General features: G+C 70.1%; 23 protein-coding genes. 9 read left to right on the plus strand and 14 right to left on the minus strand.

Features of this window, described 5'->3' with window-relative positions; translation table 11 throughout:
- Positions 1–229: 229 nt before the first annotated feature.
- The 11 genes from KAK06_RS02745 to KAK06_RS02795 all read right to left on the minus strand — a co-directional run bounded on the left by KAK06_RS02745 (position 230) and on the right by KAK06_RS02795 (position 10,451).
- Positions 230–742, minus strand: coding sequence for a TlpA family protein disulfide reductase (locus tag KAK06_RS02745; protein ID WP_210800270.1), 513 nt, complete (start codon positions 740–742; stop codon positions 230–232).
- Entirely contained in the window at positions 739–1,347 is a 609-nt protein-coding gene (locus tag KAK06_RS02750; protein WP_210800271.1) for a hypothetical protein, read from the minus strand. The genes KAK06_RS02745 and KAK06_RS02750 overlap by 4 nt, the downstream gene beginning before the upstream one ends.
- Positions 1,348–1,366: 19 nt before the next feature.
- Positions 1,367–2,128 carry a transglycosylase domain-containing protein gene (locus KAK06_RS02755; RefSeq protein ID WP_210800272.1) on the minus strand — a complete coding sequence of 254 codons (762 nt, stop codon included), beginning with the start codon at positions 2,126–2,128 and terminating at the stop codon, positions 1,367–1,369.
- Positions 2,125–2,970, minus strand: coding sequence for a shikimate dehydrogenase (gene aroE, locus KAK06_RS02760; protein WP_210800273.1), 846 nt, complete (start codon positions 2,968–2,970; stop codon positions 2,125–2,127). The genes KAK06_RS02755 and aroE overlap by 4 nt, the downstream gene beginning before the upstream one ends.
- Before the next feature lie 13 nt (positions 2,971–2,983).
- Positions 2,984–3,865 (minus strand): energy transducer TonB, encoded by an 882-nt coding sequence (locus tag KAK06_RS02765; RefSeq protein WP_210800274.1) that lies wholly within the window; start codon positions 3,863–3,865, stop codon positions 2,984–2,986.
- A gap of 5 nt (positions 3,866–3,870) precedes the next feature.
- Positions 3,871–5,886, minus strand: coding sequence for a ribonuclease catalytic domain-containing protein (locus KAK06_RS02770; RefSeq protein ID WP_210800275.1), 2,016 nt, complete (start codon positions 5,884–5,886; stop codon positions 3,871–3,873).
- A gap of 28 nt (positions 5,887–5,914) precedes the next feature.
- Positions 5,915–6,397, minus strand: coding sequence for a MarR family winged helix-turn-helix transcriptional regulator (locus KAK06_RS02775; protein WP_210800276.1), 483 nt, complete (start codon positions 6,395–6,397; stop codon positions 5,915–5,917).
- Positions 6,398–6,404: 7 nt separating this feature from the next.
- A complete protein-coding gene (locus KAK06_RS02780) occupies positions 6,405–7,736 on the minus strand; it encodes a TRAP transporter large permease (RefSeq protein WP_210800277.1) in 1,332 nt (443 codons plus the stop codon).
- Positions 7,733–8,272, minus strand: coding sequence for a TRAP transporter small permease (locus KAK06_RS02785; RefSeq protein WP_210800278.1), 540 nt, complete (start codon positions 8,270–8,272; stop codon positions 7,733–7,735). The genes KAK06_RS02780 and KAK06_RS02785 overlap by 4 nt, the downstream gene beginning before the upstream one ends.
- A 9-nt stretch (positions 8,273–8,281) precedes the next feature.
- Positions 8,282–9,313 carry a TRAP transporter substrate-binding protein gene (locus KAK06_RS02790; RefSeq protein ID WP_210800279.1) on the minus strand — a complete coding sequence of 344 codons (1,032 nt, stop codon included), beginning with the start codon at positions 9,311–9,313 and terminating at the stop codon, positions 8,282–8,284.
- 97 nt (positions 9,314–9,410) lie between these two features.
- On the minus strand, positions 9,411–10,451 hold the full coding sequence (locus KAK06_RS02795) for a TRAP transporter substrate-binding protein (protein ID WP_210800280.1): 1,041 nt from the start codon (positions 10,449–10,451) through the stop codon (positions 9,411–9,413).
- A gap of 184 nt (positions 10,452–10,635) precedes the next feature.
- On the opposite strand from KAK06_RS02795, the gene KAK06_RS02800 reads away from it, so the two are divergent.
- Both KAK06_RS02800 and KAK06_RS02805 read left to right on the plus strand, forming a co-directional pair.
- Positions 10,636–12,333 (plus strand): FAD-dependent oxidoreductase, encoded by a 1,698-nt coding sequence (locus KAK06_RS02800; protein ID WP_210800281.1) that lies wholly within the window; start codon positions 10,636–10,638, stop codon positions 12,331–12,333.
- Positions 12,334–12,356: 23 nt separating this feature from the next.
- Positions 12,357–12,545: a DUF2783 domain-containing protein gene (locus KAK06_RS02805; RefSeq protein WP_210800282.1), complete on the plus strand. Its 189-nt coding sequence runs from the start codon at positions 12,357–12,359 to the stop codon at positions 12,543–12,545.
- Here KAK06_RS02805 and KAK06_RS02810 read toward each other — a convergent pair whose 3' ends face one another.
- Both KAK06_RS02810 and KAK06_RS02815 read right to left on the minus strand, forming a co-directional pair.
- Positions 12,546–13,916 (minus strand): sensor histidine kinase, encoded by a 1,371-nt coding sequence (locus KAK06_RS02810; RefSeq protein WP_210800283.1) that lies wholly within the window; start codon positions 13,914–13,916, stop codon positions 12,546–12,548.
- An 84-nt stretch (positions 13,917–14,000) separates the two neighbouring features.
- Entirely contained in the window at positions 14,001–14,846 is an 846-nt protein-coding gene (locus KAK06_RS02815; protein WP_210800284.1) for an arylamine N-acetyltransferase family protein, read from the minus strand.
- A 64-nt stretch (positions 14,847–14,910) separates the two neighbouring features.
- Here KAK06_RS02815 and KAK06_RS02820 point away from each other — a divergent pair, with 64 nt between their 5' ends.
- Positions 14,911–15,978: a calcium:cation antiporter gene (locus KAK06_RS02820; protein ID WP_210800285.1), complete on the plus strand. Its 1,068-nt coding sequence runs from the start codon at positions 14,911–14,913 to the stop codon at positions 15,976–15,978.
- A gap of 7 nt (positions 15,979–15,985) precedes the next feature.
- On the opposite strand, the gene KAK06_RS02825 is transcribed toward KAK06_RS02820, so the two are convergent.
- Positions 15,986–16,684: a TetR/AcrR family transcriptional regulator gene (locus KAK06_RS02825; protein WP_210800286.1), complete on the minus strand. Its 699-nt coding sequence runs from the start codon at positions 16,682–16,684 to the stop codon at positions 15,986–15,988.
- Positions 16,685–16,834: 150 nt separating this feature from the next.
- Here KAK06_RS02825 and KAK06_RS02830 point away from each other — a divergent pair, with 150 nt between their 5' ends.
- The 6 genes from KAK06_RS02830 (at position 16,835) to KAK06_RS02855 (ending at position 24,153) form a co-directional block, all read left to right on the plus strand.
- Positions 16,835–18,007, plus strand: coding sequence for an isovaleryl-CoA dehydrogenase (locus tag KAK06_RS02830; RefSeq protein ID WP_210800287.1), 1,173 nt, complete (start codon positions 16,835–16,837; stop codon positions 18,005–18,007).
- Positions 18,008–18,019: 12 nt separating this feature from the next.
- Positions 18,020–19,642 (plus strand): carboxyl transferase domain-containing protein, encoded by a 1,623-nt coding sequence (locus KAK06_RS02835; RefSeq protein ID WP_210800288.1) that lies wholly within the window; start codon positions 18,020–18,022, stop codon positions 19,640–19,642.
- Between the two features lie 112 nt (positions 19,643–19,754).
- Positions 19,755–20,534 (plus strand): enoyl-CoA hydratase/isomerase family protein, encoded by a 780-nt coding sequence (locus KAK06_RS02840; protein WP_210800289.1) that lies wholly within the window; start codon positions 19,755–19,757, stop codon positions 20,532–20,534.
- Positions 20,525–21,202 carry a DUF4126 domain-containing protein gene (locus KAK06_RS02845; RefSeq protein ID WP_210800290.1) on the plus strand — a complete coding sequence of 226 codons (678 nt, stop codon included), beginning with the start codon at positions 20,525–20,527 and terminating at the stop codon, positions 21,200–21,202. The genes KAK06_RS02840 and KAK06_RS02845 overlap by 10 nt, the downstream gene beginning before the upstream one ends.
- Before the next feature lie 12 nt (positions 21,203–21,214).
- Positions 21,215–23,239, plus strand: a complete 2,025-nt coding sequence (locus tag KAK06_RS02850) for an acetyl/propionyl/methylcrotonyl-CoA carboxylase subunit alpha (RefSeq protein WP_210800291.1) — start codon at positions 21,215–21,217, stop codon at positions 23,237–23,239.
- A 5-nt stretch (positions 23,240–23,244) separates the two neighbouring features.
- Positions 23,245–24,153, plus strand: coding sequence for a hydroxymethylglutaryl-CoA lyase (locus KAK06_RS02855; RefSeq protein ID WP_210800292.1), 909 nt, complete (start codon positions 23,245–23,247; stop codon positions 24,151–24,153).
- The last annotated feature ends 1 nt before the right edge of the window (position 24,154 follow it).

The following is a 24,154-nucleotide window of genomic DNA, read 5'->3' on the forward strand; positions in this document are numbered from 1 at the left end:
CGCGCATCGCGCGACTATCCGCAGGAACCAACGACCGGGCGCCGCCTCTTCTGGCTTGGAGGCTGCTGCCCTGCCGACCCCCAGGCTGAGGGCGGCTTCATCAGGTCAGGGGCGCACTTTACGACGAAATGCGTCAAGATCGAAACCTTTTCGCGACAACTTCGCGTAGGTCAAGCCGCCTTGACATCTTTTCGCTGGGCTGGCACGCGCCCGGGCCTGGCGCCGGTCCTCAGGCCACCCAGCGGCGCAGTTCCTCCAGCGAGGTGGCGCCCAGCCGGCGCTGGCGGATGCGGCCGTCGGCCCCGGCCAGCAGGGTGTAGGGCAGGGCGCCGCCGCCGTTGCCCAGGCGGCTGAGCCAGGGCATGGCAGCAAAGCCGGGCACCACCATCGGGAAATTCACCGGCGTGCGGACCAGAAACTCGCGCACCGACGCGTCGCGGTCGATCGCCACACCCAGCACCCGGCCGCCTGCATTCGACCACTCCTGGGCGAATCGGTCCAGTTCGGGCAATTCCCGCACGCAAGGCGGGCACCAGGTGGCCCAGAAGTTCAGCAGCAGCGGCTGGCCAGCAAAGGCCGCCAGCGACAAGGGCTGGCCGTCAGGTCGCGGCCACTGGCCTTGCAGAAACTCGGCCAGCGCCAGGTCGGCCGGGTCGCGCCGCTGTCGCCACCACAGGCCGGCGCCGGCCACGGCGGCCAGGCCCAGGCCACCCCCGGTCAGCAGTGCGCTGCGGCGGTTCATGCGTCAGGCTCCTGGGCCAGGCGGGCGCGCAGCGCGCGGACATCACCGCGCCAGGACTGGCCTCGGCAGTCGGGCTTGAGCGCACCGCGCAGCCCGTCGTGGTCGTGCACCACCAGGTGCACCGTGATCCAGTCGTCCGGCCGCGGACCCGGCGCTGCCAGGCCAGGGCAGCGGTCGGCCAGCGACAGCACCTGGGCGTCCTCGTCGCCAGCGCTGTCGTAGTCGATGCCGCGGTTGAGCAGGCTGATCTCAGGCGCCTTGGGGTCGTCGGCGTAGAGGTCGATGACGATCGGCGAGAGCCGGGTGGCCGTGCCGCGCCAGACCGCGCCGCCCAGGTGCGGGCGGAACTCGGCCAGGCGCTCCAGCCAGGTCAGCGCGTGGCGGCGCAGTGCGCGCAGCTCCTGCGGCTGGGTGTCGGCGTGGAACAGTGCCAGGTGTTCGCGCACCGCGTCCTCGACCAACTCGTTGCTGGGCAGCTCGGCCCGGCCCACGCCATGGCGCGCCAGGTCGGCGGCGGCACGGCGCTTGGCGCCGGGGTAGTCCATACCCTCGTCCACCACCAGCCGGGCGGCGGCCTGGGCGATCTCGTCGGTCAATGCGCTCACGGGGTGGCAGTGTGCCTGATCAGGGCAGTTCCACAGCGCCCATGCGGGCTTGGATGGTGGCCGAGCGCCCGGCCACGTAGGCCGACCCCGGGTTCTTCTCGAAGCGCTTGGGCGCTGGCAGCATCACCGCCAGCCGCGCCGCCTGGGCCGGGCCCAGTTGCGCTGCATCCACCCGAAAGTAATGCCGCGCCGCCGCCTGCGCGCCGAAGACCCCTTCGCCCCATTCGACGCTGTTGAGGTAAATCTCCAGGATGCGCTGCTTGCCCAGCAGGGCTTCGAGCATGAAGGTGATCAGGAACTCCTGCGCCTTGCGTGGCGCGGTGCGCTCGCCCGACAGGAACAGGTTCTTGGCCAGCTGCTGGCTGATGGTGGAGCCGCCCACCACCTTGGCCTCGACCTTGCGTGGGGGCGTGGCCACCTTGCCGTTGGCCGCGCGTTTCTCGGCCTGCTCATTGAGCTTCTCGGCGCGCGCCTCGGACTTCTGGTTGCGCTCCCAGGCCTTCTCGATCGCGTCCCATTCCACGCCGCCGTGCTCGGCAAAGCCGGCGTCTTCGCTGGCGATCACCGCCCGGCCCAGATGGGGCGAGACCCGGTCCGACCACGCCTGGCTCCAGGCCAGCTCGTGTTTTTCCACCAGCAGGCGCCAGGCTTCCGAGCGCTGGAAGGCGGTGGACTGCGGGTCGACCACCACCATCAGCGCGATGCGCGCCAGGAAGAACAGCTGCAGCGACAGGGCCGACAGCAGCAGCAGCGCCAGCAGGCGCAGCACCAGACGCTTCATGCCGCGCCCGCCAGGCTGGCGCGCAGCGCGGCCAGCACCGGCGCGGTGTCAGGGCGGCAACCGCGCCACAGCGCAAAGGCCTCGGCCGCTTGCTCGACCAGCATGCCCAGGCCGTCGCGGCCCTCGGCGCCGTGGGCCAGGGCCCAGTCCAGGAAGGGACGGGCGGCGGCGCCATACATCAGGTCCACCGCCAGTGCGCCCGGCCGCAGCGTGGCGGCCGGCACCGGCGCGGCCGCGCCGCCCAGGCTGGAGGCGCTGGCGTTGATCACCAGGTCGAAGGCCTGGCCCGGGGCCTCGAGACCGCTGGCCGACAACGTCACCCCCTGGGCCTGCGCCAGCGCCGCATGGCGCTTCACCAGTGCCTCGGCCCGCTGCAGCGTGCGGTTGGCCAGCACCACCTGGGCGGGCCGGGCCTCCAGCAGCGGACCCAGCACGCCGGCACCGGCACCGCCCGCGCCCACCAGCAGCACGCGCTGCCCGGCCAGTGGCCGGCCGGCGCCCTGCTCGATGTCGCGCAGCAGGCCGATGCCGTCGGTGTTGTCGGCCAGCCAGCCGTCGGCATCAAAGCGCAGCGTGTTGGCCGCGCCGGCCAGCGTGGCGCGCGGCGTGGCGCGGGTGGCCAGCGCCAGCGCCTCGAACTTGAAGGGCACGGTGACATTGCAGCCGCGCGCGCCCTCGGCGGCGAAGCGGCGCACGGTGTCGGCAAAGCCGTCCAGCGGCGCCAGCAGGCGCTCGTAGATGATCTCGTCGCCGGTTTGTGCGGCAAAGGCGGCGTGGATCGCCGGCGAGCGGCTGTGCTCGACAGGATGGCCGACGACGGCGTAGCGGTCAGGGAAACTCATGCCGGCAGACAGGTCAGGGGGCGTTGTTGCTGAGGCTGGTCTCCAGCCCGTCACTGCGGGTGAAGCGAAAGCGCGAGGTGACCACGATCTGGTCGGCCTGGCGCCGCATGGCATCGCTGAAGGCCCCGAACGGCCCGGCGGCGTGGACGATGGCCAGCGCGCGCCGGTTCAGCACCGCCGACTTGGCGGGCCGCACGATCTCGGCCTCGATCACCCGGCCGGTGGCGTCGATGGTGATGTTCATCGTCAGCTCGCCGTAGAGCTTCTTGCCGGCGATTTCGGGGAAATCGCGGGTGCCGCGGTCTTCGATGCGCCGGCGCAGGTTGTCGTAGTAGATCGCATAGACCTCTTCGCGCGTGGCCGGGCTGATGTAGCGCTTCTTGGGTCGCGCGTTCTCTTCATTGATGCGCTTTTCGATCTCGGCCAGCATGCGCAGCATCTGGCGCCGGCGCTCCTCGCGCTGCTGCTCCTCGGGCGAGGTGGCGGCCTTGCTGGGGTCGGGTGGCGGCAGCAGGGCGATCTCGCGGCGGATCTGCGCCAGCAACTGCTGCTGGATGTCCTGCATCGCATTGACCTGGCGGCGCGCTTCCTCCAGGTCATCGCCCGGCTGCTGGAAGGCCGACGGCGGCAGCGGCGTGGTGGCGCGACCCTCCTCGTTGTCGCCACCGCCGGCCAGGTTGGCCTGGGCGATGGCCTGCGCCTTTTGCGGCCGCTCATCGGAGCGCGCGTTGACCAGGATGACCTCCAGCGGCGTGTCCTCAAACAGCCGGTTGAAGCCCTCGGGATCGACGAAGCGCACCGTCAGCAGCGCGCCATGCACCGCCAGCGAGCACAGCAGCGCCCACTGCAGCGTGCTCAGACGCCGGGTCCAGGCAGGCAGGGCGATCCGCCGCATCGTGCTCAGGCGCTGGCGGGTGGCGGCTCGGCGTCGGCCACGTCAATCGCCAGCGACAGGCTGGCGGCAGGGGCGTCGTCCTCGTCACCGTCATCGGCCGCGTCGGCCGCGGCCGTGTCATCCAGCCGGGCCAGCAGGCTGGCATGCACATCCAGCGTCAGCAGGTCCAGCCCGGTCACACGCACCCGCACACGGGTGCCGCGCGGCAGCGGTTCGCAGCCCAGGGCCTTGAAGACCAGCGGCAGGGTGTCGGCACGCACCAGGCCGTCCTTCATCACCGCGGCGTCCAACTCGGTCACGCCGTTCTGCGCCAGCCAGCGCATCGTCCAGAAGCGCTCGATCGCCTGCTGGAAGCCGTTGTAGGCCGAGTAGGCGCCGTCAAAGGCCGAGATCACCGAGAACAGCGTGGCGTCCTTGGGCTTGAAGGGCGCGGCCAGCGCGGCGGTGCGGCCATGGCGCGCGCAGGCAATGATCTGCCACTGGTTGACCAGGTCGGTGTAGCGGCGCAGCGGCGAGGTGGCCCAGGTGTACTGCGCCACGCCCATGCCGGCATGCGGCGCCGGCTTGGTGCCCATGCGCACCTTCACGCCGGGCGCCAGGCTGGCCTGGCTGCGGTAGATGCCGGGCACGCCCAGCTCGGCCAGCCAGCCGCCCCAGGTGCTGTTGGCCAGGATCATGGCCTCGGAGACCACCAGGTCCAGCGGGGCGCCGCGGCGGCGCTCGGTGATGCGCACGGTCTCGTCGCCGCTGGGCTCGGTGCCGGGGCCGTCGAGCTTGAAGCTGTAGTCGGGCCGGTTGAACAGCTCGGGCTTGCCGCGCACTACCTCGCGCGCGGCCTTCAGGTGCCGCGCCAGGCGGAAGCAGAAGGCCAGCTCGGGCGCGAACGGGTACTCGGCCAGCGCCTCGCCGGTCAGGCTGGCTTCGGTGATGACCTCGTCCAACTGGTCGTGGCGCAGGTTGGCGGCGATCGGCACGCGCTCCAGCCGGGTCTCGGTGGCGGTGATGGCCAGCGTGGCCTCGTCCAGCGTGACATACAGGCTCACCGCCGGGCAGTCGCGGCCCTCGTCCAGGGTGTAGGCCTGCACCACGGCGTCGGGCAGCATGGTGATCTTCCAGCCCGGCATGTAGACGGTGGACAGGCGCTCGCGCGCCACCTTGTCAACCGCCGAATCGGGCGTGATCGCCAGGCCCGGCGCGGCGATGTGGATGCCCAGCACCACGCTGCCGCTGCCCAGGCCGGTGACCGACAGCGCGTCGTCGATCTCGGTGGTCTGCGAGTCGTCGATCGAGAAGGCCTGCACCGCGGCCAGCGGCAGCTTGTCCTGGATCTGCGGCGCCTCCAGCGCCGGGAAGCCGTGGCCCTTGGGGAACTGCTCGAAGAGGAAGCGGCGCCAGTGGAACTGGTAGGGGCTGGTGATCGCGCCGGCGTTCTTCAGCAGGTCAAGCGGGGCGCGCTGGCTGCGGCGCGCGGCCTCGACCACGGCCTTGTACTCGGGCGCGTTCTTGTCCGGACGGAACAGGATCTTGTAGAGCTGCTCGGCGATCGGCGGCGGGCAGGCGCCGGCGGCCAGCTCGGTGGCCCAGGCCTCGATCTGCGCGGCCTGCTGGGCCTTGCGCTCGATCGCCAGCAGCGCGGCCTTGACCGTTTCTTCAGGGGCCTTCCTGAACTGGCCCTTGCCGGCGCGGCGGAAATAGTGCGGCGCCTCGAAGAGCTTGAACAGCATCGCCGCCTGCAGCTCGGGGCCGGCGCTGGCCGAGAAGTAGTCGCGCGCCAGCTCGGCAAAGCCGAACTCGCCTTCGGGGGCGAACTCCCAGGCCAGGTCGAGGTCAATGCCGACGGCCTGGGCTTGCGCAGACGACAGCAACTCGGCCGGCTGCGGCTTGTCAAAGCGCAGCAGCACGTTGGCGGTCTTCACCTTGACGCGCTTGCCCGAATCCAGCTCGATCTGCATCGAACTGTCGGCCTCGGACATCACGCGGCCGGCGAGGAACTTGCCGGCATCATCGAACAGGGCATACATCACCGGCGGATTGTCGCCGATGGCGGGCTCAGGCCTCGGGCTGGTTCAGGCCCCGGGCGTGGTCGATCAGGCGGTCGAAGAAGTCGCCCAGCTGGCGGCGCTCCTCCAGCGTGAGGCAGCCGAAGATCTCGTGGTTGCGCCGGTTGATCAGGTCCATCACCTGGGTCCAGCGCTGGCGGCCGGCCTCGGTGAGCTTGAGATCCACGCTGCGGGCGTCGTTCTCGCTGGCGTTCTTGCTGATCAGGCCCTGGTCGACCAGCGACTGCGCCGCGCGGCTGGCCTGGCCCTTGTCGAGGTTGGCCTCGAAGGCCAGGCGGTTGACCGACAGCGCATCGAAGGACCCCACGGCCGCCAGGCAGCGCGCCTCGCCCAGGCCCAGCCCGCTCTCCTTCAGGTAGAGCTCATGGCTGGAGCGGTCGCTCAGCTTGTGCAGCATGTGCAGGCGGTAGGTCAGGAACCGGTCCAGCGTGGGCAGGTTCCCGGCGGTCCGGTTGAAGCGGCTGCTGCCCATGCGTCGATCAGCCTGCCATGCTGTGGACCAGCCACAGCGACAAGGTCGGGAAGGCCACCAGGAAGCCGATGCGGATGAAGTCCGAGGCCAGGAAGGGCATCACGCCCTTGGCGGTCTCCAGGTAGGGCACGTCCTTGGCCATCTTCTGGATGATGAACAGGTTCATGCCCACAGGCGGATGCACCAGGCCGATCTCCACCACCATCAGCGCCAGGATGCCGAACCACACCGACTTGTCATTGGCCGACATGCCGTAGAAATCCAGGCCCATGATCATTGGGTAGAAGATCGGGATGGTCAGCAGGATCATCGCCAGCGAGTCCATCACGCAGCCCAGCAGCACGTAGACCACCAGGATGGCCAGCAGCACCAGCAGCGGCGGCATGCCGCTGTTCTTGACCCACTCGGCCAGTTCGGTGGGCAGCTGGGTGATGGCCAGGCCGGAGTTCAGCAGGTCGGCGCCCAGCAGCACCAGGAAGATCATCGCCGTGGCATGGGCCGTGCCGATCAGGCTGGCCTTGATGCCGGCCCAGCGCATGCCGCCCTTGATGATCGCCAGCCCACCGCAGGCCGCGGCGCCGATCGACGCCGCCTCGGTGGGGTTGGCCCAGCCGCCGTAGATGCCGACGATCACCACCACGAAGACGAACATCACCGGCAGCACCGCCACCGTGGCCGCCAGGCGTTCGGACCAGGGCGCCTTGTCGCCCGCCGGGCCGGCGTTCGGGTTCAGCGTGACCAGAATGCGGATCACCACCATGTAGCCCAGCATCGCAATCAGGCCCGGGATCATCGCGGCGACGAAGAGCTTGCCGATCGACTCCTGCGTCAGCACCGCATAGATCACCAGCGGCACCGACGGCGGGATCATGATGCCCAGCGTGCCGGCCGCCGCCAGCGTGCCGGTGGACAGCCGGCCCGAGTAGCCATGGCGGCGCAGCTCGGGCAGGGCGACCTGGGCCATCGTGGCGGCGGTGGCCAGCGAGGAGCCGCAGATCGCACCAAAGCCCGCGCAGGCGCCGGTGGCGGCCATCGCCAGGCCACCCTTCCAGTGGCCCAGGAAGGCTGCGGCGAAGCGGAACAGCGCCTTGCTCAACCCGCCATGCGTGGCGAACTGGCCCATCAGCATGAACAGCGGAATCACCGCCAGGTCGTAGTTCGAGAAGCGCGCATAGGCCAGGTGGTTCATCGTGAACAGCAGCGCGTTCGGGTCGCCAGCGTTCATCGCCAGGAAGCCCGCGGCGCCGCCGATCAGCATGCCCACGCCCACATGCACGCGGATCGCCAGCAGGGCCATCAGCCCCGCGAAGATCAGCAGACCGATCTGCATACCGCTCATGCCTTGACTCCCAGCGCGATGTTCAGCGAGTGCATCGTGCGGTGCAACGCCGTCAGCGCCAGCAGCACGAAGCTGGGCACGATCAGCAGCACGCACCACCAGATCGGGATCAGCAGCAGCGGCGAGACTTCCATGCTTTCCTTGGCTTCCTCGACGTACAGGCCGGTGCGCCAGGTCAGCACCACCGAAGCCAGCAGCAGCAGGCCATGGCCCAGCACGTCCAGCGCAGCGCGGGCGCGCTCGCTCATCCAGGTGGTCAGCGCATCGACCTTGATGTGGTGGTCGTGCAGTTCGCACACCGGCAGAAACGCCGCCGAGCCGATCGCGGCGCCCATCATCAGGACTTCCATGTCGCCCTGGATCGGCGTGGCGAACAGCTTGCGGCCGACGATGGACACGATGGACATCACCACCAGCGCGCAGAACACCGCGCCGCCGGCCATCGCCCACCAGGTCACCACCGTGCTCAACAGCCCGAGCAGGCCGCTCTTGGGTGGCGTGTCGACGTGGGCGTCGTCGGGAACCAGTTCAGCCATGGCAGGAGCTCACTTGGGCAGGTACTTGGCGCCGATGGCGCGCGCGTCGGCGGCCAGCTGCTTGGCCGGCAGGCCCTTGGCGGCGGCCTGCTGGATCCACTCGGCTTCGACGCCGGCCGAGGCCTTCTGCATCGCCGCGTAGTCCTCGGGCTTGATGACCAGGACGCGGTTGCCCTGGGCGGTCATCTTCTTGCGTGCGGCGTCATTGCCCTGGTCCCAGACCGAGCCAGCCAGCTCCGACAGCACCTTGCCGCTGTTCTTGTCGATCGCCGCCTTCAGATCGGCCGGCAGCGACTCGTACTTCTGCTTGTTCATCAGAATGGCCATCGGCGTCTGCGTGAAGCCGGGCTGGTTCTGGAAGCCCTCCATGTGGTACTTGGTGACCTCGTCGACCTTGGTGGTGGGCAGGATCTCCCACGGCGCCATCGCGCCGTCGATCACGCCCTTGCTGATCGATTCGGTGATCGCCGCCACCGGCAGGTTCACCGGCGTGGCGCCCAGCGACTGCAGGAACAGCGACGAGAAGCGCGAGGGGCTGCGCAGCTTCAGACCCTTGAAGCCCTCCACGGTGAGCACCGGCTTGCTGGCGGTGCTGATCACCACGTTGGAGGCGCTGAAGATGGCCAGCACCTTGAAGTCCTTGAAGTCCTCCTGGCCGTTCTTCAGGTAGTACTCCCACATCGCCTTGGAGCCGGCCAGGCCCTGCGGCGGCATCGTGAACGGCAGCTCCAGCGCTTCGGTGCGCGGGAAGCGGCCGGTGGCAAAGGACGGCGAGGTCCAGATGACATCGGCCACACCGTTCTTGACCTGGTCGATCAGCTGCGCGGGCGTGCCGCCCAGCTGCAGCGAGGGGTAGATCTGGCACTTGAGCTTGCCGCCCGAGTCCTTCTCGATGCTGGCGCACCAGGGCTCGGCGATGAAGCGCTGGAAATTGCCGGTCGAGGGCAGGAAGTGCGAGAACTTGATCGTCGTGACCTGCGCAGCGGCGGTAGCGGCGGCCAGCGCCAGCGGCAGCGCGGCGAGGAGGTGGGCGGACTTCATGGTCAGACCTTTCAGGGAAGAAAAAGCCCCTCGCGGCGTCCCGGTGCGGGCGTGCGGCAAGGGGCCGGAGCGGGCCAGTGCGTGTTGTCAGGCCGGCTTACTTGCTCATGTACTTGGCGCCGATGGCATGCACCTCGGCCGCCAGCTTCTTGCCGTCCAGGCCCTTGGCGGTGGCCTGCTTGATCCAGTCGGCCTCGACCGAGGCAGCGGCCGTCTTCATCGCGGCGTAATCGGCGTCCTTGATGACCAGCACCTTGTTGCCCTGGGCGGTCATCTTCTTGCGGGCCTCGTCGTTGCCGGTGTCCCAGACCTTGCCGGTCAGCTCCACCAGCGCGGCGCCGCTGTGCTTGTCGATGACCGCCTTCAGATCGGCCGGCAGGCTCTCGAACTTGGCCTTGTTCATCAGCACGGCCATCGGGGTCTGGGTGAAGCCGGGCTGGTTGGGCTGGCCTTCCATGTGGTACTTGGTGACCTCGTCGATCTTGGTGGCGGGCAGCACCTCCCAGGGCGCCATGGCGCCATCGATCACGCCCTTGCTGACCGACTCGGTCACCTGGGCGATCGGCATGTTCACCGGCGTGCCGCCCAGGGCGGTCAGGAACAGCGAGGAGAAGCGCGAGGGGCTGCGCAGCTTCACGCCCTTGAAGCCGTCGACCGTCAGGATGGGCTTGCTGGCGGTGCTCATCACCACGTTGGAGGCGCTGAAGATGGCCAGCACCTTGAAGTCCTTGAAGTCCTCCTGGCCGTGCTTCTGGTAGTACTCCCACATGGCCTTGGAGCCGGCCAGGCCGCCCGGCGGCAGCGAGAAGGGCAGCTCCAGCGCCTCGGTGCGCGGGAAGCGGCCGGTGGAGTAGCTCGGCGAGGTCCAGACCACGTCGGCCACGCCGTTCTTCACCTGGTCGGCCAGCTGCGGCGGCGTGCCGCCCAGCTGCAGCGCGGGGTAGAGCTGGCACTTGAGCTTGCCGCCCGAGTCCTTCTCGATCGCTGCGCACCAGGGCTCGGCCACGTTCTTGTGGAAGTTCGAGTTCGGCGCCAGGAAGTGCGAGAACTTGATCGTCGTGACCTGGGCCTGCGCGGGCAGGGCGCCCAGCAGCAGGGTGGCGGCGGCACAGGCGAGGGCGCCAAGGCGGATGGTCATCGTTGTCTCCAGTCGGTAGGCCAATGGGGCGGGTGTGCCTGTATTCGTCAGCACACTTTCTGTTGCGGGTGCAACCATATAGATCAATGGTTGCGCACTCAACTATCGAAAACCCCATTGCCGGGGCTGGGGGTGGGTGGCAACAATAGTTGCGCACACAACGAAAGTCGCCGTTCCCGCCGCCATGCACCAGCCCGACACCACCCCGCGCCGCTCGATCTACTACGACTACCGCGTCCACCCGGCCTGGACGCCGCCGTCGCTGGGCAGCCCGCCGGCCCGCGTGGTGGTGGTGGGCGCCGGCCCGATCGGCATGGCGCTGGCGCTGGACCTGGCGCGCCACGGCCTGCCGGTGCTGCTGCTGGAGGCGCAGCAGCAGGTGTCCGAGGGCAGCCGGGCGATCGTCTTCACCCGCCGCTCGATGGAGATCCTGCAGCAGGTGGGCGCTGACCGCGCGATCACCGCGGCCGGCCTGCCCTGGCGCAGCGGCAACTCCTTCTTCCGCGGCCAGCGGGTCTTTCGCATGGAGGCGCCGCATGACGACAACGACCGCTTCCATCCGATGATCAACCTGCAGCAGCAGTACCTGGAGGAAGCGCTGCTGGACCAGATCGCCGCGCAGCCGCTGATCGAGCTGCGCTGGGGCCAGAAGGTCACCCGGATCCTGCGCAATGATGATGGTGTCGGGGTGCGCCTGGAGGTGGACACCCCGGGCGGCCTGTATGAGCAGGACGCCGAGTGGGTGGTGGCCTGTGACGGCGCGCGCTCTGAGCTGCGCCAGATGTGCGGCCTGCGCATGGAGGGCGCCTCGTACGAGGGCCGCTTCGTCATCGCCGACATCCGCGTCGATCTGCCACTGCCCACCGAACGCCTGGCCTTCTTCGACCCGCCCTGGAACCCTGGCAACACCGTGCTGATGCACCGCGAGCCGCACGGCATCTGGCGCATCGACTACCAGTTGCCGCCCGGCGAGACGCCCGAGCAGGCCCTGGCGCCCGAGTCGCTGAAGGCCCGCATCGACGCCCAGCTGGCGATGATCGGCCACGCCGGTGCCCCCTGGGAGATGGACTGGTGCTCGGTCTACTCAGCCCGCGCCATGACCCTGCCCGACTACCGCCACCAGCGCCTGCTGTTCTGCGGCGACGCTGCCCACATGCTGCCGATCTTCGGCGTGCGCGGCGCCAACACCGGCTGGCAGGACGCACACGACCTGGGCTGGAAGCTGGCCTTCGTGCTCAAGGGCCTCAGCGGCCCCGCGCTGCTCGACAGCTACAGCCACGAGCGGGTGGCGGCGGCCCGCGAGATCATCGACGAGGCCAGCAAGAGCACGCGCTTCATGACGCCGCCCAGCCGGGGCTTTCGGCTGCTGCGTGACGCGGTGCTGAGCCTGTCGCTGAGCCAGCCCTTCGTCGGTCCGCTGTTCCACTGGCGCACCTCGCGGCCGCACGACTACGCCGATTCACCACTCAACAGCCACGACGACGATGACGCGCTGTTCGGCGCCGGCCCGCGCGACGGCGCGCCGATGCCCAATGTCCGCCTGGGCCCCGACCAGCACCTGATGGACCACTTTGGCGCCGCCTTCTGGCTGATGCACTTCCACCGTGACGGCGCGGTGCCCCAGGCGCTGCAGGCCGAAGCCCGCCGCTGGCGGGAGCGCGGCGTGCCGCTGCAGATCGTCGCGGTGCGCAGCGGCGGTGCTGCCGCTGACGGCGCCGATGTGCTGATCGACGACCGCGACGGCCGCGTGCATGGCCGCTACGGCGTGCGCCAGTCCGGCAGCTGCTACCTGCTGCGCCCGGACCAGCATGTCTGCGCGCGCTGGCTGTCGCTGGACGCCCGCCGCCTGGAGCGCGCGCTGTGCCGCGCGACCGCCCGTTGAACCCCGCCCGCGGAGACCACCCCATGTCCGAACTGAGCACCGCCGACCTGGAACAGGTCTATGACCGGCTGGCCGAGGCGATCGACCAGGCCGAGGGCCACAGCGAGCTGATGCTGGTGAAGCTGGCGCTGCTGCTGGCGCGCGAGCTGGGCCAGCGCGAGCGCGTGGAGGCGCTGATCAGCGACGCGCTGCGCGACCTCGCACCGGCCTGATCAGGCCGCCGGCAGCGGCAGCCACAGACTGGCGCGCGTGCCCTCGCCGGGGGCCGACTGCACCTCCAGCCGGCCGCCATGGCGCTGGGCGATGCGCTGGCAGGTCACCAGGCCCAGGCCCGAGCCCTGGAACTGCGCCTGGGTGTGGAAGCGCTGGAAGGGGCGGAACACGCCGTCCACGACGCGCCCGGCATCGAAGCCCGAGCCGTTGTCGATCACCGTCAGCCGCGTGCCATGCGCGTCCTCCTGCCATTCCACGGTGATGCGGGCGGGCTCGCGCCGAGCGCTGTATTTCCAGGCATTGCCCAGCAGGTTGGCCAGCACCGAGCGCATCAGGCCGGCGTCGCACCAGGCCGACATCTGGTCGGGCAGCTGCAGGACCACGGGCCGCCAGGGCTCGATGCGGCGCAGGTCGTCCAGCACGCGGGTGGCGGTCGGGGCCAGGTCATTCCAGCCGCAGGCCAGCGCCACGCTGCCGGCGCGCGACAGCCCCAGCAGGTCATTGACCAGCTCCGACATGTCGCGCGCCGAGCGTTCGATCTGCTCCAGAAAGCCCAGGCCCACCGCGTCCATGCCCTGGGCATGCTGGGCACGCAGCAGCTGCGACAGCCCGGCGATGCCCGACAGCGGGCTCTTCAGGTCATGGGCGGCCGTGCGCGAGAAGGCCTCCAGCTCGAGGTTGGTGGCCTGCAGCTCGGCGGTGCGCTCATCCACCAGGCGCTGCAGGTCGACGTGCAGCGTGGTCTGGGCGGCGTCGCGCTCGCGCCGGGCGGTGATGTCCTCGGCAATGCCGCCCATCAGCACCGGCCGGCCGTTGGCGTCCAGGATCATGCGCTTGCGGTCCTCGACCCAGCGCACGCTGCCATCGGGCCGCACGATGCGGTACTCGCAGCTGACCAGGTGGCCATCCGCCCGGCGCGGGTCCAGCGCCCGGGCCGCGTCCAGGTCCTCGGGGTGGACCGATTCGCGCCACAGCGCCGGGCGGTGCAGGATGTCGCCCACCGGCCGCCCGTAAACCTGCTCGAAGGCCGAGCTCACGTAGTGCAAATGCTGGCCGTCGGCGCTGCCGATCCACAGCACTTCGCCCAGGCTCTCATGCAATTGGCGGAACTGGCGCTGCTGCAGCGCCAGCGCCGAGCGCATGCGCCGGTACTCGTGACGCTGGAACAGGAACAGGCCCGTGCCGGTCAGCACGATGAAGGCCAGGCCCTTGAGTTGCTGGGCGGCGTCCAGCCAATCGCGGTCGCCGGACAAGGCCTGGATCAGCGCGTCCGAGGCCAGGATCCAGGCCACCCCGAACAGCACGTAGGCCAGCGTCACGCGCCATGCGGCGCGGGCGCTGGACAAGGCATCGTCGACCTGGTGGGGCATGGGTGCAGCGAGCGCTGAAAGGGCCTCGATTGCACCAGTACGTCGTACCGGGCGTCTTGATTCGCATCAATCTGCGAACGCAACTCACTCCCAACCAGGGATGTCAGGCACCACCAACTGCTGCACCTCGGGCAGCTCGATGCCGAACTGCCGCCGCAGCAGCGCGTGCAACGCGGCGCGGTGGCGCAGCGACCAGCGCTGGACCACCCGGCCCTGGCGCAGCGTGACCTCGCGGTTCAACACCGACACCCGGCCGCCGTCGATCAGCGCACGCAACGACAGCCGCCGCCGGAACGGCGAACTGGGGTGGGTGGCGGTGAAGTGGTTGCCCATGTCGAAGTCGGGTGGGCAGCAGTCCTCCAGCGCCGTGGTCCACATCGGCCGCTCGCCACTCAGGTCCGGTGCCTGGGCCGTCAGGGTCCACCAGCCGCCGTCGCGCCGCAGGTGGTGGGTCACACCCCCGGCGCGCACCCGCGCGCCGTCGACCAGCGGCACCGGCACCTGAGGTGCCAGGCCGCCGAAGCCGGCGTCCACGATCACCGGTCCGCTGGTCAGTGTCACCACCAGGAAATGGTGGGTGCGACCGGCCTGCTCACGCGGGCGCTCAACAATCACGCGGGCCAGGTGGTCGCGCACCGCAAAGCCGTAGTAGCGCAGCGCCGCGCCCAGCAGCGCGCTGTGCTCGAAGCAGTAGCCACCGCGGCGGCGGGTCACCAGCTTGTCCTGCAGCGAGGGCAGGTCCAGCCGTGGCGGGCGGCCCAGCAGCACGTCCAGGTTCTCGAAGGGGATGCTGCGCATATGGGCCAGCAGCAGCTGGGCCAGCGTGCCCAGCGAGCAGTCCTGCGGCGCGTCGAGGCCCAGCCGCGCCTGGTAGGCCGAGGCATCAAAGCTGGTGGGGCTGTCGAGCAGCGTGCTGAGGGTCTTGTCCATCGGTGCCGTCATGTTCGCGCCAGCACACTACCATGGACCATCCCCCGAACCGGAGTGCGCCTCGATGAACCTGTGGACCCACGCCCTGCCGCCGCTGGCCGTGGCCCTCCTGGCATTGCCACCTGCCTGGCAGGGCGGCGCGATGCTGCTGCTGCCCACCGCGGCGCTGATGGGCGCGGTGCTGGCCGCCGTGCACCACGCCGAGGTGGTGGCCCACCGCGTGGGCGAGCCGCTGGGCACGCTGGTGCTGGCGCTGGCGGTGACGGTGATCGAGGCGGCGCTGATCGTCACCATGATGCTGGCCGGCGGCGGTGCCGAGGCCGAGCTGCCGCGCGACACCATCTTCTCGGCGGTGATGATCATCTGCAACGGCGTGGTCGGCATGTGCCTGCTGGCCGGCGGCTGGCGCCACCACGAGCAGCAGTTCCGCATCGAGGGCGCCAATGCCGGCCTGGCGGCATTGATCGCTCTGTGCACGCTGACCTTGGTGCTGCCCACCTTCACCACCAGCTCGGCCGGCCCGACCTACACCGCCTCGCAGCTGGGCTTCGCGGCGGTGGCGTCGCTGGTGCTGTGGCTGGTCTGGGTCTTCGTGCAGACGATCAGCCACCGCGACTACTTCCTGCCGCCGGGCGAGGTGCGCGATGATCCGCACGTGCATGCCGAGCCGCCGTCTGCGCGGGCGGCCTGGACCAGCGTCGCGCTGCTGCTGGTGGCGCTGGTGGGCGTGGTGGGACTGGCCAAGCAGCTCTCGCCGGCGATCGAGTCAGCGGTGCGTGCCGCCGGTGCGCCGCGGGCGGTGATCGGCATCGTCATCGCGATGCTGGTGCTGCTGCCCGAGACGGTGGCGGCGCTGCGCGCTGCCCTGGCCAACCGCCTGCAGACCAGTATGAACCTGGCGTTTGGCTCGGCGCTGGCCAGCATCGGCCTGACGATTCCGGTGGTGGCGGTGGCCTCCTTGTGGCTGGGCCTGCCGCTGACCCTGGGCCTGAGCCCCAAGGACCTGGCGCTGCTGGTGCTGACCTTCCTGGTCTCGGCGGTCACACTGGCCTCGGGCCGCAGCCACCTGATGCTGGGCGCGGTGCACCTGGTGATCTTCGCGGCCTTCCTGTTCCTGGCGCTGGTGCCCTGAGGATGCCTCAAGCACCGCTGCGGGCCAGCGCCTCGCGCAGCTCGCTGCGCAGCGCCCGCAGCGCCGCCAGCTCGGCCTCGGGCGCGGCGATCGCGCTCCAGGCCATCTCGCCCACGGCGCGCGCGGTGGCGGCCAGATCCAGCGGCTTGTCGGGCTGGCCCACCACCTCCCACAGGATGTGCTCCATCGGGCCCAGCACCATCGGGCGCAGCAGGCGCAGCGGCACGTCGGCGCGGACCTCGCCGCTGGCCTGGCCGCGCGCCAGCAGGTCCATCAGCGGCGCGGTGTAGCGGCGCTGCAGCGGCAGGAAGCTCTCGCCCAGCGCCTGGCCGCGGCTGCGGCCCTCGCTCAGCACCAGCGCGCACAGGCCGGTGCCGTGGATCAGGAACAGGCGCAGGTGGGTCTCGACAAAGACCATCAGCTGCTCGCGCACGCTGCGTTCGCGCGGCAGGTTGGCCTGCATGGCGGCGATGATTTCGTCGTACCAGTCGCCCAGCACGCGCACGCACAGCTCGCGCTTGCCGCTGAAGTAGGTGAACACCGTGGCCTCGGAGATGCCCAGGCGCTGGGCGATCTCGATCGTGGTGGCCCGCTCATAGCCCTTCTCGGCGAAGACCTCGCGGCCCACGCGCAGGATGTCGCGGATGCGCTGTTCGCTCTTGGCGCTGGCGGCGGCGCGGCGGGCGGGAGCGGCGGCGGTGTTCATGAAATTGAGTATGACTCAAAAACTTCTTGCGAGGCAAGTCGCCGGCTGGTAGATTTCGCCGGTTTGCTGCTGCTGGGCGGGGTTGCCCACGGCGGCTCAGGGTTTGTATTGAGTAAGGCTCAAGCCAGAGCCTCCACCGCGGAGACAGCGATGTTCGAATCCACCTTCCAATTCCCCCTGGGCGAGGACATCGCCGCGCTGCGCGAGGCGGTCCGCGTGTTCGCCCAGGAGCAGATCGCGCCGCGCGCCGCGCAGATCGACAAGGACAACCTCTTTCCGGCCGACCTGTGGCGCAAGCTGGGCGAGCTGGGCGTGCATGGCCTGACCGTGCCCGAGGCGTACGGCGGCATGGGCATGGGCTATGTGGCCCACATGGTGGCCATGGAAGAGATCTCGCGCGCCAGCGCCTCGGTGGGCCTGAGCTACGGCGCCCACTCCAACCTGTGCGTCAACCAGATCAAGCGCAACGGCACCGAGGCGCAGAAGCACAAGTACCTGCCCAAGTTGATCAGCGGCGAGCATGTGGGCGCGCTGGCGATGAGCGAGCCCAATGCGGGCTCTGATGTGGTCAGCATGAAGCTGCGCGCCGACCGCATCGACGGCGGCTACCGCCTGAACGGCAGCAAGATGTGGATCACCAACGGCGGCGACGCCGACACCCTGGTGGTCTACGCCAAGACCGAGCCCAACATGGGCGCGCGCGGCATGACCGCCTTCATCATCGAGAAGGGCTTCAAGGGCTTCAGCAAGGGCGAGCACCTGGACAAGCTGGGCATGCGCGGCTCCAACACCTACCCGCTGTTCTTCGACAACTGCGAGGTGCCCGACGAGAACGTGCTGGGCGGCGAGGGCAACGGTACCAAGGTGCTGATGAGCGGCCTGGACTACGAGCGCATCGTGCTGTCGGGCGGCCCGATGGGCATCATGGCCGCCTGCCTGGATGTGGTGGTGCCCTTCGTGCACGAGCGCAAGCAGTTCGGCCAGAGCATCGGCGAGTTCCAGCTGATGCAAGGCAAGCTGGCCGACATGTACTCCACCTTCCAGGCCTGCCGCGCCTACGGCTACGCGGTGGCCCAGGCGGCTGACCGCGGCGATCACAGCCGCACGCTGCGCAAGGACGCCGCCGGGGTGATCCTCTACACCGCCGAGAAGGCCACCTGGATGGCCGGCGAGGCGATCCAGGCGCTGGGCGGCGTGGGTTACACCAACGAGTACCCCACCGGCCGCCTGTGGCGCGACGCCAAGCTCTACGAGATCGGCGCCGGCACCAGTGAGATCCGCCGCATGCTGATCGGCCGCGAGCTGTTTTCCGAAACCTGCTGAGGCAGCGGCACCATGGCCATCATCCAGACCAAGCTCAACGCCCGCAGCGCCGACGCGCAGGCCAACGCCGCCGCGATGCGCGCGCTGGTCGAGGACCTCAACGCCAAGCTCGCCAGGATCGCCGAGGGCGGCGGCGAGGCCGCCCGCGCCAAGCACCTGGGCCGCGGCAAGCTGCTGCCGCGCGAGCGGGTGGAGATGCTGCTCGACCCCGACACGCCTTTCCTCGAGATCGCGCCGCTGGCCGCGCTGGGCATGTACCCCGAGAAGGACGGCAGCGATGCGGCGCCCTGCGCCGGCATGATCGCCGGCATCGGCCGGGTGGGTGGCGTGGAGTGCGTGATCGTCTGCAACGACGCCACGGTCAAGGGCGGCACCTACTACCCGCTGACGGTCAAGAAGCACCTGCGCGCGCAGGAGATCGCCCAGCAGAACCGCTTGCCCTGCCTCTACCTGGTGGATTCGGGCGGCGCCAACCTGCCCAACCAGGACGAGGTCTTCCCCGACCGCGACCACTTCGGCCGCATCTTCTACAACCAGGCCACGATGAGCGCCCAGGGCATTCCGCAGATCGCGGTGGTCATGGGCTCGTGCACCGCCGGCGGCGCCTATGTGCCGGCCATGAGCGACGAGACCATCATCGTCAAGAACCAGGGCACCATCTTCCTGGGCGGCCCGCCGCTGGTGAAGGCCGCCACCGGCGAGGTGGTCAGCGCCGAGGACCTGGGCGGCGGCGACGTGCACACGCGCCTCTCGGGCGTGGCCGACCACCTGGCCGAGAACGACCTGCACGCGCTGGCCCTGGCCCGCCAGGTGGTGGGCACGCTGAACTGGCGCAAGGATGTGCCGGTCAAGCTGCAGCCGGCGCAGCCGCCGAAGTACCCGTCCGAGGAACTGCTGGCGGTGATCCCCACCGACACCCGCAAGCCCTTCGATGTGCGCGAGATCATCGCCCGCATCGTCGACGGCTCCGACTTCGACGAGTTCAAGGCCCGCTACGGCAGCACCCTGGTCTGCGGCTTCGCCCACATCGAGGGCATGCCGGTGGGCATCGTCGCCAACAACGGCATCCTGTTCACCGAGAGCGCGCAAAAGGGCGCGCACTTCATCGAGCTGTGCTGCCAGCGCAAGGTGCCGCTGGTCTTCCTGCAGAACATCACCGGCTTCATGGTCGGCCGCAAGGTCGAGAACGAAGGCATTGCCCGTGCCGGCGCCAAGATGGTGACCGCCGTGGCCTGCGCCAACGTGCCCAAGTTCACCGTCATCATTGGCGGCAGCTTCGGTGCCGGCAATTACGGCATGTGCGGCCGCGCCTACAGCCCGCGCTTCCTGTGGATGTGGCCCAACGCGCGCATCAGCGTGATGGGCGGCGAACAGGCCGCCAGCGTGCTGGCCACGGTGCGCCGCGATGGCATTGAGGCCAAGGGCGGCGCCTGGAGCGCCGACGAGGAAGAGGCCTTCAAGGCGCCGATCCGCCAGCAGTACGAGGTCCAGGGCCACCCCTACTATGCCAGCGCCCGGCTGTGGGACGACGGCGTGATTGACCCGCAGGACACCCGCCGCGTGCTGGCGCTGGGGCTGTCGGCGGCGCTCAACGCGCCCATCCCCGACGCCAAGTTCGGCGTGTTCAGAATGTGAACGAAGCCCCCACGCTCCCTGCCGGTCGCTGCCCCCCGAGGGGGCTTTGGCAGCGGACCGGCGGAGCCGGATCCGCGCCAATCCCTTGACATTCACTGCTGAGCACGTGCCCATGAATACGCTGGAGATCCGTCGTCCCTCGCCCCACGTGGCCGAGGTCTGGCTCAACCGCCCCGAGGTGCGCAACGCCTTCAACGATGGGGTGATCGCCGAGCTGACCGCCGCCTTCGCCGGCTTCGCCCAGGACGCTGCGCTGCGCGTGGTGGTGCTGGGCGGCCACGGCAAGGCCTTCTGCGCCGGTGCCGACCTGAGCTGGATGCGCGCCATGGCCGACTACAGCTGGGAGCAGAACAAGGCCGATGCCCAGGCCCTGGCCGACATGCTGTGGACGGTTTACAGCTGCCCGGTGCCGGTGATCGGCCGCATCCAGGGCGACTGCTATGCCGGCGGCGTGGGCCTGGCCGCGGTGTGCGATGTGCTGGTGGCGTCCGACAACGTGGGCTTCTGCCTCAGCGAGGCCAAGCTGGGCCTGCTGCCCGCCACCATCGGTCCCTATGTGGTGCGGGCGCTGGGCGAGCAGGCGGCGCGGCGCTACTTCACCACGGCCGAGCGCTTCAGCGCCGCCGAGGCGCACCGGCTGGGCTTCGTGCAGGCCTTGTGCGCTGCCGAGCAACTCGACGAACGCGTGGCCGCGCTGGTGACGGCCATCACCGCCAACGGCCCGGCCGCGGTCAAGGCCTGCAAGCGCCTGGTGCAGGACCTGAGCGGCCAGCCGATCACCGACTCGCTGCGTGAAGACACCGCGCGCCGCATCGCCGACATCCGCTCCAGCCCCGAGGGCAAGGAGGGCGTGTCCTCGTTCCTGCAACGCCGGGCCCCCGCATGGATCTGAGTCCTGTCACTGCCGCCGCCTCCGCGGTCGCCGCCGGCGTCGGTCAGGCCACGGCCACCTGGGACACCAGCCACCTGGTGGCGCTGGCCGCCGCGCTGGGCTGGGCCAGCGGCCTGCGCCTGTACGCGGTGGTGTTCCTCACCGGCCTGGCCGGCCGTCTGGGCTGGGTGCCGCTGCCGGAAGGGCTGCAGCTGCTGCAGCAGCCGCTGGTGCTGGGCGTGGCTGGCGTGTTGCTGGTGGTGGAGTTTCTGGCCGACAAGATCCCCTGGATCGACTCGGCCTGGGACGCGGTGCACACCGTGATCCGCATCCCCGCCGGGGCCGCGCTGGCCGCTGGCGTGATGGGCGCCGATGCTGGCCAGTGGCAACTGATCGCCGCGCTGCTGGGCGGCACGCTGGCCGCCACCGCCCATGTGGCCAAGGCCACCACGCGCGCGGCGGTCAACACCTCGCCCGAGCCCTTTTCCAACATCGCCCTGTCGCTGCTGGGCGATGCCGCGGTGCCGGCCATGCTGTGGATGGCCTGGAGCCATCCGGGCTGGTTCCTGATGTTGCTGACGCTGGTGGTGATGGTGATGGCCGTGATGACCGTGATGCTGATGCGCTTTGCGCGCCGCGCCTTCGGCCGTGTGCGCCAGATGCTGAGCCCTGCCGCAGCGCAGGCCTGATGGGAGACGACGATGTTCAAGAAGATCCTGATTGCGAACCGCGGGGAGATCGCCTGCCGGGTGGCGAAGACCGCACGCCGCCTGGGCGTGCGCACCGTGGCCGTCTACTCCGATGCCGACGCCGACGCCGCCCATGTGCGCGCCTGCGACGAGGCGGTGCACATCGGCGGCAACGCCGCCAAGGACAGCTACCTGCAGTGGCAGCGCATCCTGGATGCCGCCCAGGCCACCGGCGCGCAAGCGGTGCATCCCGGCTACGGCTTCCTGAGCGAGAACGAAGACTTCGCGCGCGCCTGCGCTGCCGCCGGTCTGGTCTTCATCGGCCCGCCGCCCGAGGCGATCGCGGCGATGGGCTCCAAGGCGGCGGCCAAGGCGCTGATGGAGCAGGCCGGCGTGCCGCTGGTGCCCGGCTACCACGGCCAGGACAACGACCCCGCGCTGCTGGCGCGCGAGGCCGATCGCATCGGCTACCCGGTGCTGATCAAGGCCAGCGCCGGCGGCGGCGGTCGCGGCATGCGCCGTGTCGATCAGGCCGAGGACTTTGCCGCTGCGCTGGCCAGCTGCCAGCGCGAGGCCAAAGCCAGCTTCGGCAACGACCATGTGCTGGTCGAGCGCTATGTCACCCGCCCGCGCCACATCGAGATCCAGCTGTTCGCCGACACCCAAGGGAACTGCGTGTACCTCTTCGAGCGCGACTGCTCGGTGCAGCGCCGCCACCAGAAGGTGCTGGAGGAAGCCCCCGCGCCTGGCATGAGCGCCGCGCGCCGCGCCGAGATGGGTCAGGCCGCGGTGGCTGCCGCGCAGGCCGTGGGCTATGTGGGCGCCGGCACGGTGGAGTTCATCGCCGAGGAACTGGACGATGGGGACCTTCGCTTTTACTTCATGGAGATGAACACCCGGCTGCAGGTGGAGCACCCGGTGACCGAGGCGATCACCGGCCACGACCTGGTCGAGTGGCAGCTGCGCGTGGCCGACGGCCAGCCGCTGCCGGCCCGGCAGGACGACCTGCGCCTCCACGGCCACGCGATCGAGGCGCGCATCTGCGCCGAGAACCCCGACGCCGGCTTCCTGCCCGCCACCGGCCGCCTGGCCGTGCTGCGCTGGCCGGCCCATGTGGCCTTCCAGCGCAACGCCGCGCAGGATGCCGGCCCCAGCGCCGCTGTGCGGGTGGATGCGGGCGTGCGCGAGGGCGATGCGATCAGCCCCTTCTACGACTCGATGATCGCCAAGCTGATCGTCTGGGGCGAGGACCGCGCGCAGGCCCTGGCCCGGCTGGACGCCGCGCTGCAAGCCACCCACATCGTCGGCCCGGCCACCAACGTGGCCTTCCTGCGCCGGGTGGTGAACAGCACCGCCTTCAGCACCGCCGATCTGGACACCGCGCTGATCGAGCGCGAGCGTGCCCAGGTGCTGAACCAGCCCGGCCTGGCGCTGCCGCTGGCCGCCGCCGGTGTGGCCGCGCAAGCGCTGGCCGCTGAGACCGCGGCCGAAGGCGCTGACCCCTGGAGCCGCCGCAACGGCTGGCGCCTGCATGGTGGCGCGCGCCGCCGCTTCGACCTGCTGGTGGGCAAGACGGCGCACGGCGCCACGCTCGAACGCCTGCACGACGGCGCGCTGCGCCTGGGCGTGGCGGGCGAGTTCTGGTCCTTCAGCGCCCAGCCACTGGGCGGCAGCCGCTACGACGTGCTGCTGGGCGGCCAGCGCCACACGCTGACGGTTTATCGCCAGGGCGAGCGCGCCACGGTGTTTGCCGACGGCGGCAGCCTGGAACTGCTCGACATCGACCCGATCGCGCACGCCGGCGACCACGCCGGTGAAGGCGGCCGCCTGACCGCGCCGATGCCCGGCAAGGTCATCGCGCTGCACGCCAAGCCTGGCGACGCCGTCAAGGCCGGCCAGGCGCTGGCGGTGATGGAGGCGATGAAGATGGAGCACACGCTGGCCGCGCCGCGCGACGGCGTGGTGGCCGAGCTGCTCTACGCGGTGGGCGACCAGGTCGCCGAAGGCGCCGAGCTGCTGAAGCTGGCCGAGGATTGAGCACGATGAGCCTGCCCAGCCATGTGACCATCGTCGAGGTCGGCCCGCGTGACGGCCTGCAGAACGAGAAGCAGGCGGTCGACACCGCCGTCAAGGTCGAGCTGATCCACCGCCTGCAAGCGGCCGGCCTGCGTGAGATCGAGGCCACCAGCTTCGTCAGCCCCAAGTGGGTGCCGCAGATGGCCGACAACGCCGCGGTGATGGCCGGCATCACCCGCCAGAGCGGCGTGCGCTACAGCGTGCTGACGCCCAACCTCAAGGGCTGGGAAGCGGCGGCCGCCACGCGGCCCGACGAGATCGTCGTCTTCGGCGCCGCGTCCGAAGCCTTCAGCCAGAAGAACATCAACTGCAGCATCGCCGAGTCGATCGAGCGCTTCGCGCCGGTGGTGGCCGCAGCACGCGCCGCCGGCGTCAAGGTGCGCGGCGCCATCTCCTGCGCGGTGGGCTGCCCGTATGAAGGTGAGATCGCGCCTGAGCGGGTGGCGCTGGTGGCGCGGCTGATGGCGCAGATCGGCGTGCAGCATGTGGGCGTGGCCGACACCATTGGCGTGGGCACGCCGCTGAAGGTGCAACGCGCGCTGGACGCGGCGCTGCAGCACTACCCGCTGCACGAGGTCAGCGGCCATTTCCACGACACCTACGGCATGGCGCTGGCCAATGTGCACGCCAGCCTGCAACTGGGCATTGCCACCTTCGACACCAGCGTCAGCGGCCTGGGCGGCTGCCCCTATGCCAAGGGCGCCACCGGCAATGTGGCCACCGAGGACGTGGTCTACCTGCTGCACGGCCTGGGCATCGCCACCGGCATCGACCTCGATGCGCTGATCGACGCCGGCCAGTTCATCCGCGGCGCGCTGGGCCAGCCCAACGGCTCGCGCGTGGCGCGGGCGCTGCTGGCCAAACGCGCCGCCTGAG

Source organism: Ideonella aquatica, from assembly GCF_018069755.1.
Taxonomy (GTDB): Bacteria; Pseudomonadota; Gammaproteobacteria; order Burkholderiales; family Burkholderiaceae_C; genus Ideonella; species Ideonella aquatica.

What these genes read in the sequence shown, in the direction of transcription:
- KAK06_RS02820 (WP_210800285.1), top strand. Translation starts at nt 14,911, where the DNA reads ATGAACCTGTGGACCCACGCCCTGCCGCCGCTGGCCGTGGCCCTCCTG.
- KAK06_RS02845 (WP_210800290.1), top strand. Translation starts at nt 20,525, where the DNA reads ATGGATCTGAGTCCTGTCACTGCCGCCGCCTCCGCGGTCGCCGCCGGC.
- KAK06_RS02775 (WP_210800276.1), bottom strand. Translation starts at nt 6,397, where the DNA reads ATGGGCAGCAGCCGCTTCAACCGGACCGCCGGGAACCTGCCCACGCTG.
- KAK06_RS02770 (WP_210800275.1), bottom strand. Translation starts at nt 5,886, where the DNA reads ATGTATGCCCTGTTCGATGATGCCGGCAAGTTCCTCGCCGGCCGCGTG.
- KAK06_RS02795 (WP_210800280.1), bottom strand. Translation starts at nt 10,451, where the DNA reads ATGACCATCCGCCTTGGCGCCCTCGCCTGTGCCGCCGCCACCCTGCTG.
- KAK06_RS02815 (WP_210800284.1), bottom strand. Translation starts at nt 14,846, where the DNA reads ATGGACAAGACCCTCAGCACGCTGCTCGACAGCCCCACCAGCTTTGAT.
- KAK06_RS02850 (WP_210800291.1), top strand. Translation starts at nt 21,215, where the DNA reads ATGTTCAAGAAGATCCTGATTGCGAACCGCGGGGAGATCGCCTGCCGG.
- KAK06_RS02810 (WP_210800283.1), bottom strand. Translation starts at nt 13,916, where the DNA reads ATGCCCCACCAGGTCGACGATGCCTTGTCCAGCGCCCGCGCCGCATGG.
- KAK06_RS02855 (WP_210800292.1), top strand. Translation starts at nt 23,245, where the DNA reads ATGAGCCTGCCCAGCCATGTGACCATCGTCGAGGTCGGCCCGCGTGAC.
- KAK06_RS02780 (WP_210800277.1), bottom strand. Translation starts at nt 7,736, where the DNA reads ATGAGCGGTATGCAGATCGGTCTGCTGATCTTCGCGGGGCTGATGGCC.
- aroE (WP_210800273.1), bottom strand. Translation starts at nt 2,970, where the DNA reads ATGAGTTTCCCTGACCGCTACGCCGTCGTCGGCCATCCTGTCGAGCAC.
- KAK06_RS02755 (WP_210800272.1), bottom strand. Translation starts at nt 2,128, where the DNA reads ATGAAGCGTCTGGTGCTGCGCCTGCTGGCGCTGCTGCTGCTGTCGGCC.
- KAK06_RS02830 (WP_210800287.1), top strand. Translation starts at nt 16,835, where the DNA reads ATGTTCGAATCCACCTTCCAATTCCCCCTGGGCGAGGACATCGCCGCG.
- KAK06_RS02765 (WP_210800274.1), bottom strand. Translation starts at nt 3,865, where the DNA reads ATGCGGCGGATCGCCCTGCCTGCCTGGACCCGGCGTCTGAGCACGCTG.
- KAK06_RS02805 (WP_210800282.1), top strand. Translation starts at nt 12,357, where the DNA reads ATGTCCGAACTGAGCACCGCCGACCTGGAACAGGTCTATGACCGGCTG.
- KAK06_RS02825 (WP_210800286.1), bottom strand. Translation starts at nt 16,684, where the DNA reads ATGAACACCGCCGCCGCTCCCGCCCGCCGCGCCGCCGCCAGCGCCAAG.
- KAK06_RS02840 (WP_210800289.1), top strand. Translation starts at nt 19,755, where the DNA reads ATGAATACGCTGGAGATCCGTCGTCCCTCGCCCCACGTGGCCGAGGTC.
- KAK06_RS02785 (WP_210800278.1), bottom strand. Translation starts at nt 8,272, where the DNA reads ATGGCTGAACTGGTTCCCGACGACGCCCACGTCGACACGCCACCCAAG.
- KAK06_RS02800 (WP_210800281.1), top strand. Translation starts at nt 10,636, where the DNA reads ATGCACCAGCCCGACACCACCCCGCGCCGCTCGATCTACTACGACTAC.
- KAK06_RS02790 (WP_210800279.1), bottom strand. Translation starts at nt 9,313, where the DNA reads ATGAAGTCCGCCCACCTCCTCGCCGCGCTGCCGCTGGCGCTGGCCGCC.
- KAK06_RS02835 (WP_210800288.1), top strand. Translation starts at nt 18,020, where the DNA reads ATGGCCATCATCCAGACCAAGCTCAACGCCCGCAGCGCCGACGCGCAG.
- KAK06_RS02745 (WP_210800270.1), bottom strand. Translation starts at nt 742, where the DNA reads ATGAACCGCCGCAGCGCACTGCTGACCGGGGGTGGCCTGGGCCTGGCC.